Origin of the sequence: Micromonospora sp. CP22 (assembly GCF_009712475.1) — a bacterium.
Lineage (GTDB): Bacteria > Actinomycetota > Actinomycetes > Mycobacteriales > Micromonosporaceae > Micromonospora.
Window position 1 is genome coordinate 73,275 of record NZ_VCJO01000019.1, and the last position, 6,075, is coordinate 79,349.

Sequence of the window (6,075 nt, forward strand, 5' to 3'; positions counted from 1 at the left end):
GAAGAGTGACCGATTTTTCGGCATCTGTGAGTCAGCTCACGAAATTTCAGCTCAGCCGCGCCGGCCGCCAGCGCACCATCGGCCCGGGGCGCCGGACGACGACCCGCTCGGGGACGGTCAGCCGGTTCGGCCGGAGGCGCTCGGCTGCCGCGTACGCCTCGGCGGACAACGTCCGGGCCGCCTCGGTGGCCAGTTCCGCCGCCCGCCACAGGTCACGCTCCCGTTGGGCGGCCGACCGGTAGGCGGCCAGGCGGTTGTCGCGTACCACCCGGGCCAGGATCACCTCCTGCTCGGCGGGGTGACGTCGGGGATCCCAACCGGCGCGGGCGGCCAGCACGTCGCTGAGTTGCCGGGCGGTCAGGTCGCCGCGCCAGTGGGCCGCCATCGCGGCACGGCGTAGCCAGCGCTCGCGGGCCGCGTACTCGGCGGGGGTTCGGGGGGTACGCGGGGTCGGCAGTCCGGTGACAGCGGCCAGTCGACGGGCCGCGGCCTCCGCCTCGTCGTACGCGGCCCAGGCCCGGTCCAGTTCCGTCTGGGCGATCCGCCACGCGGCACGTCGCCGGTCGGCGTTCTGCGCCGCGCCGGCTGCCGCCACGGCCACCTCCCCGGCATACCGGCGCAGGTCGGCCTCCTCGATAGCGGCGCGGGTCGCGTCCTGGTCGTCGGGTTGCTCCACCGGCCCGGTCGGCTCGGGGCGCGCGACCAGCACGGTGAGTACGCCCAGTGCGATCACCAGCAGGACCGACCAGATGGCGGCGGCGCGTGGCACCTCAATCAGGAACTGGTACAGAACGGTCTTCTCCATGTCAGCACCTCGGGGAGATCGGTACGACGCCGGTGGCCGTACCGGCAGCGGATCGTGATGGTGAGCCTCGACGCCGACGTGGGCGGCACGGGCTGGTGGGCTCGGCGCGGGCGCGGGCACCCTGCTGTCGGCGAGGGTTCGCGGTGCGGCGCCGGGCGGACGCGACGGGTAGGTCGCGCGGGTCAGGCGTGCGGTGGAGCGCGGGCGACCCGCACGTCAACGGCGCGGGTGATCGGCTCCGGGGTGACGGGGGCGGCGACGCCACCGAGCGCCGCCAGCCCGGGTCGCCCGGAGGCGGTCGCCGGTTGGGCTGCGGATGCCCCGGTCAGGTCGGTGACGTCACCGGAGTCGCGCACGGCCTCCGTCTCGAGACCGACCAGGTCGAGGTCGGCAGCCAGGTCGGGGCAGGTGCACGTCGACGGTGCGGCGGCCTGGACCAGCGGTGGGGGCGCGGCGGCGAGTCGGTCGACCGGGGTCACCTCGCCGGGCAGCGCCCAGGTGCCGAGGGTGAAGGCGGCGGCGACCACGAAGCCGGCCAGCAGTCGCGCTGCCCAGCGCGCCAACCACCACAGAGGACGGGAGGCGGCGACGGGAAGCACGTCGCAACGCTACCGCCACGACCGGCGGAACGCATCAGCCGCCGGGCGTGTCGTGCCGCCCGGCGCGTCGGCGACCGGACGGATAATCGCAGTTCAGGGTACCTCTGGCTGACTGTCCTTACTGGACCGGACGGATGCCGTACCGCCGCTTGGTGTCCGCTGGCGGGGCAGCCCGTCGGCGGCCGGTCCCCCGGTCTCCGCGACTCGCGTCGCACCGCCGGGCAGGTCCGATCGCGACGGTCCGGCCGGGGCCAGGCGACGCATCATCGGCTGTTCCACGTACCGGTGCAGCAGGGCGGCCAACCCCAGGGTGAGCAACAGGAAGCCGATCACCGCGAGCGGCCCCCACCACCCGGACAGGCCGGTGCCCCAGTCACCGGTCAACCGCAGGATCGTCATGATCACGAAGACGTGGACCAGGTAGAAGGCGAACGAGACCTCGCCGAGCCAGACCATCGCGCGGGAACGCAGCGGCGACCACCGCCCGCGCACGTCCGCGTCGGCCGCCGCGGTGATGACCAGGACGTACGCCGCCGACAGCAGCGCCGCCCAGAGTTCGGCCCGGATCCACTGGGCGGCCGCCACCCAGGTCACGACGAAGATCAGGCTGGCCACGGGCAACCGTGGACCCCGCCAGCGACCCCGCAGCATCAGCTCGGCCGCGGCCACACCCATCCAGAACTCCAGCGAGCGGACCAGCGGGAAGACCTGGGTGAACCACCAGCGGTCCGGCTCCGGCACCAACACCTGCCCGGGCCAGAGCGCCAGGATCAGCAGCGGTACCGCAATCACCACCGCCCACAGCATCCACGGTCGGGCTCGCCGCACCGCCGGCAGCACCAGGGGTAGGCACAGGTAGAAGAACATCTCGCAGGACAGTGACCAACTGACGTTGTTGATGCTGTAGAAGTGGCCGGGGCGGGGATCCCAGGCCTGGACCAGGAAGAGGTTCTCCAGCGCCGCCACCGGGTTGATCGGGTCGGCGAACCAGAGCATCGCCAGCATGGCCAGCACCCACAGCACCAGATGGTTCGGGTAGATCTTGGCGAACCGACGCCGCCAGAACCGGCGCCGGGAGGCACCGGGACGTGCGGACCAGACCAGCACGAAGCCGCTGAGGATGAAGAAGAACTGCACCCCGGACAGGCCCAGGGTGAAGACCTTGCCCATCACCGCCTGCGGGCCGGGGTCGGCCATGATGCGCATGGTGCCGGCGTGGAACCCGAAGACCAACATCGCGGCGACCCACCGCAGACCGGTCAGCGACGGCAGGAGGTTCGTCGGCCCACGTCCGATTCCCGGGGTACGCCCTTCGACGGTGGCGGTAGCGCTGGTCATCCGGGCACCCTATCCATTGGCCCGTTTCCACCTGGAACGCGTGGCCCGTCCCCACGTCGACAGCCAGCCAACCCTCCCAGACAGTACAAAAACCCCGAAACGCATCGAACCTCTCGGAACCATCACCAGGTGTCATCTGCCGGCCGAGTGGCCTACTATTCCCAGACCCGAAGGGGACGCCACCCCGTACCCGGTCGACGGGCGTGGGCGGACACACCGATGAGAGGGGCAGACCCAGCAATGCACCAGCGGATCCTTATGCGAGCCCGCAAGGAGCCCTTCGAAGTCAACTCCCCGGAGGAGACGTTCGAACGGAACCTGATCGGTGACAACGTGGGCAACCTCGTGTTCAGCCACGCCGCGCACAAGCTGCTGGGCGCGCCCGGCGTCGAGATCACCTCGAACAGGTTCGTCGTCAACCCACGCGCCGCGGATCGGATCAACGAACAGTACGACGTCTTCGTCGTACCGCTGGCCAACGCGTTCCGACGCAGCTACGCCCACCGGGTCGACGCGATGACCAACCTCATCGAGCGGTTGAAGATCCCCGTGGTGGTGCTCGGCGTCGGGGTGCAGACCAACGTCGACGCCGACCGGGAGTACCTGCGGCCGATCGACGAGTCGGTGACCCGCTTCTGCCGGGCCGTGCTCGATCGTTCGCACAGCATCGGCGTACGCGGTGAGATCACCGCGAACTACCTGCGTACGCTCGGTATCTCCGCAGTCGACGAGATCGGCTGCCCGTCGATGTTCCTGCACGGCGACACCCTTCCGGTGGAGAAGCGCAAGACCACGCTCGGCACCGACGACCGGATCGCGTTGACCGTCTCGCCGTACGTGAAGTCGATGGCGAAGATCATCCAGTCGCACCAGCAGCGCTACCCCAATCTGCGCTACATCCCGCAGGACCTGAAGACCCTGGGCACCCTGCTCTACGGCGACGCGCCGGAGGACCGGGGCAAGAGCAGCCAGATCCCGCTGCACACCTCGCATCCGCTGTTCACCGAGGACAAGGTGCGGATGTTCGTCGACCCGTGGACGTGGATCGACTACCTGACCGGGTTCGACTTCAACTTCGGCACCCGCATCCACGGCACCATCGTCTCGTTGCTGGCCGGTACGCCCGGATACCTGTTCGCCCACGACTCCCGCACCCTGGAACTGGCCCGGTACTTCGAGATCCCGCACCGGGTCATGCGGGACGTGCCGAAGGACGTCGACGCCGCCCAGTTGTACGACGAGGCCGACTACTCCGGCATGATCAACGGGCACAAGGCGCGGTTCGAGACCATGCTCGCCTTCCTCGCCAAGCACGATCTGCCCAACGCCTTCGCCGACGCGGACAGCCCGGCGGCGTTCGACGCCCAGGTCCGCGCGACGACGTTCCCGCCGGCCGTACGCCCGGCGCTGGCCACCTCGCCGGAGGTACTGCTGCAACGGATCCAGTGGCTCCACGACCGGGAGGCCGAACTCCGCGAGCAGCTTCAGCAGCGCCCGGACCGGTTCCGCACCCGGATCAAGAAGGCCGTCCCCGCACCGGTACGCCGCATCCTCAACCGCTGACCCGGTTCAGGTGGTCGTGGCCGCGCGGGCAGGCGACGCACCGCGCGGCCGACGGCGGCGGTCCACGCCTCCGACTCGCACGGGTGTTCGAATGACCTGTTAGGCTGCGGTCATGTCGCAGACCGCGTACCAGCCGTCGATGCTGGAGGTCACCGACGCGGCGCCCGCCCTCGGCCCGTTGGCCGGGCAACCGCGCCGGCATCCACTGAGCCGAGGCGCCTGGGTGGATCACCTACCCGGCTGGGTGCACGGCTCCGACCAGGTGCTCGACGTGCTGCTGCGCGAGGTGCCGTGGCGGGCCGAACGCCGCACCATGTACGACGCCGAGGTCGACGTGCCTCGTCTGCTCTGCTGGTACGGCGCCGGCCGACCGCTACCGCACCCGGTGCTGACCGCCGCCCGCGCGGCACTGTCCCGCCACTACGCCGACGAGCTGGGCGAACCCTTCGTCACCGCGGGCATGTGCCTCTACCGCGACGGCCGCGACAGCGTCGCCTGGCACGGCGACACCCTCGGGCGCTCCGCCCACACCGACACCATGGTCGCGATCGTCTCCTTCGGCTCGCCCCGTCAGCTGCTGCTGCGCCCACGCGGCGGCGGGACCAGCCTGCGTTTCCCGCTGGGCCACGGCGACCTGGTGGTGATGGGCGGCTCCTGCCAGCGCACCTGGGAACATGCCGTACCCAAGACCGCCCGCGCCGTCGGCCCCAGGGTCAGCGTCCAGTTCCGCCCGGCCGGCGTCGCCTGAGGAGTCCCCGGCCTCGACCGGGGACTCCGACCTTGACTCAGGCGTCCACTCAGAACTGCGCGAAGAACCGCCAGACCTCGCCCTTGGTCCAGGTCCTGGCGCCACTGTCGCCGCCGCCGTCAACCGGACCAGGGGTGTGGCCACCGTCGAACGCGCCCCACTGCACCGGATAGCCGGCGCGGCACCCCGAGTAGGCGGTGGTGATGTGCGTCCGGCTGCCCGCACCCGGCTCCGGTGGGTTCTGCGGCGTGCAGCCGTTGTTGCGGACGAACCGGTCGCGCAGCGACCGCCCGCTGGCGATGTTGTCGGAGATGCCATGGATGCCGAAGTAGGCGACCGGCTCGGTACCGCCACTGCACCCGCTGAGTTCGCGGGGAGCACCGTAGACCGCGACAGCCCGGAAGACGTTCGCGCGGGCACAGGCGAGCGCATAGCTCATGGCTCCGCCGTAGCTGAACCCGAGGGCGAAGCGCTGGGCCGGGTTGACGCACAGGTCGCTCTCGATCCGACGGATCATGTCGTCGACGAAGGTGACGTCCTCACCACCGGAATTGGCCCAACCGTTGCCGATCCCCTGGGGTGCGACCAGGATGGCGCTGTTGTTCGACTGCTCCTGCTGGCCGTAGTAGGACCAGGCGGCTCCGTCGGCGCCGCCGTAGGCGACATCACCGGCGGTGCCACCCAACCAGTGGAACGCGAACATCAACCGGTAGCGGGTGTTGTTGTTGTAGTTGGCCGGCAACCGCAGGATGAACTGGCGGCTCTTACCGCTGCTCTGGATGGTGTGCGAACCGTTGCCCAACGTCGGCGTCCGGCCGCACCCCGCCCCCGGCTCACCGGTCGGTGGCGGCGACGTGGGGCCGCCTCCTCCGTCGACCCGGACGAGCTGCCACTGCTGGTTGGCACCGTTCCAGTCGGCGTACTGCACGATGTTCGCGCCGTCACTGGTGGCCGCGCCCTGCACCTCGACGACCTTGCCGCTGTGCCGGCTGACCAACCGCACATGACCGCCGTCCGAGTCG

6 protein-coding genes are annotated in these 6,075 nt (G+C 70.5%); 2 read left to right on the plus strand and 4 right to left on the minus strand.

Going from position 1 to position 6,075, the window contains the following annotated elements; genetic code table 11:
* Nucleotides 1-46: 46 nt before the first annotated feature.
* From FF096_RS22800 to FF096_RS22810, 3 genes are all read right to left on the minus strand, one after another.
* Nucleotides 47-805, minus strand: coding sequence for a hypothetical protein (locus tag FF096_RS22800; protein ID WP_155221602.1), 759 nt, complete (start codon nucleotides 803-805; stop codon nucleotides 47-49).
* A 182-nt stretch (nucleotides 806-987) separates the two neighbouring features.
* Nucleotides 988-1,404: a hypothetical protein gene (locus tag FF096_RS22805; RefSeq protein WP_155221603.1), complete on the minus strand. Its 417-nt coding sequence runs from the start codon at nucleotides 1,402-1,404 to the stop codon at nucleotides 988-990.
* Between the two features lie 93 nt (nucleotides 1,405-1,497).
* Nucleotides 1,498-2,742 (minus strand): acyltransferase, encoded by a 1,245-nt coding sequence (locus FF096_RS22810; protein ID WP_155221604.1) that lies wholly within the window; start codon nucleotides 2,740-2,742, stop codon nucleotides 1,498-1,500.
* Nucleotides 2,743-2,982: 240 nt separating this feature from the next.
* On the opposite strand from FF096_RS22810, the gene FF096_RS22815 reads away from it, so the two are divergent.
* Both FF096_RS22815 and FF096_RS22820 read left to right on the plus strand, forming a co-directional pair.
* Nucleotides 2,983-4,305, plus strand: coding sequence for a polysaccharide pyruvyl transferase family protein (locus tag FF096_RS22815; RefSeq protein ID WP_155221605.1), 1,323 nt, complete (start codon nucleotides 2,983-2,985; stop codon nucleotides 4,303-4,305).
* Between the two features lie 112 nt (nucleotides 4,306-4,417).
* Nucleotides 4,418-5,053 carry an alpha-ketoglutarate-dependent dioxygenase AlkB gene (locus FF096_RS22820; protein ID WP_155221606.1) on the plus strand — a complete coding sequence of 212 codons (636 nt, stop codon included), beginning with the start codon at nucleotides 4,418-4,420 and terminating at the stop codon, nucleotides 5,051-5,053.
* Between the two features lie 49 nt (nucleotides 5,054-5,102).
* Here the strand turns inward: FF096_RS22820 and FF096_RS22825 are convergent.
* Nucleotides 5,103-6,075, minus strand: a 973-nt coding sequence (locus FF096_RS22825) for an RICIN domain-containing protein (RefSeq protein ID WP_155221607.1), incomplete at its 5' end; no start/stop codon positions are given.

Coding starts and splice junctions, on each gene's coding strand:
- FF096_RS22800 (WP_155221602.1), bottom strand. CDS start 805: ATGGAGAAGACCGTTCTGTACCAGTTCCTGATTGAGGTGCCACGCGCC.
- FF096_RS22810 (WP_155221604.1), bottom strand. CDS start 2,742: ATGACCAGCGCTACCGCCACCGTCGAAGGGCGTACCCCGGGAATCGGA.
- FF096_RS22815 (WP_155221605.1), top strand. CDS start 2,983: ATGCACCAGCGGATCCTTATGCGAGCCCGCAAGGAGCCCTTCGAAGTC.
- FF096_RS22820 (WP_155221606.1), top strand. CDS start 4,418: ATGTCGCAGACCGCGTACCAGCCGTCGATGCTGGAGGTCACCGACGCG.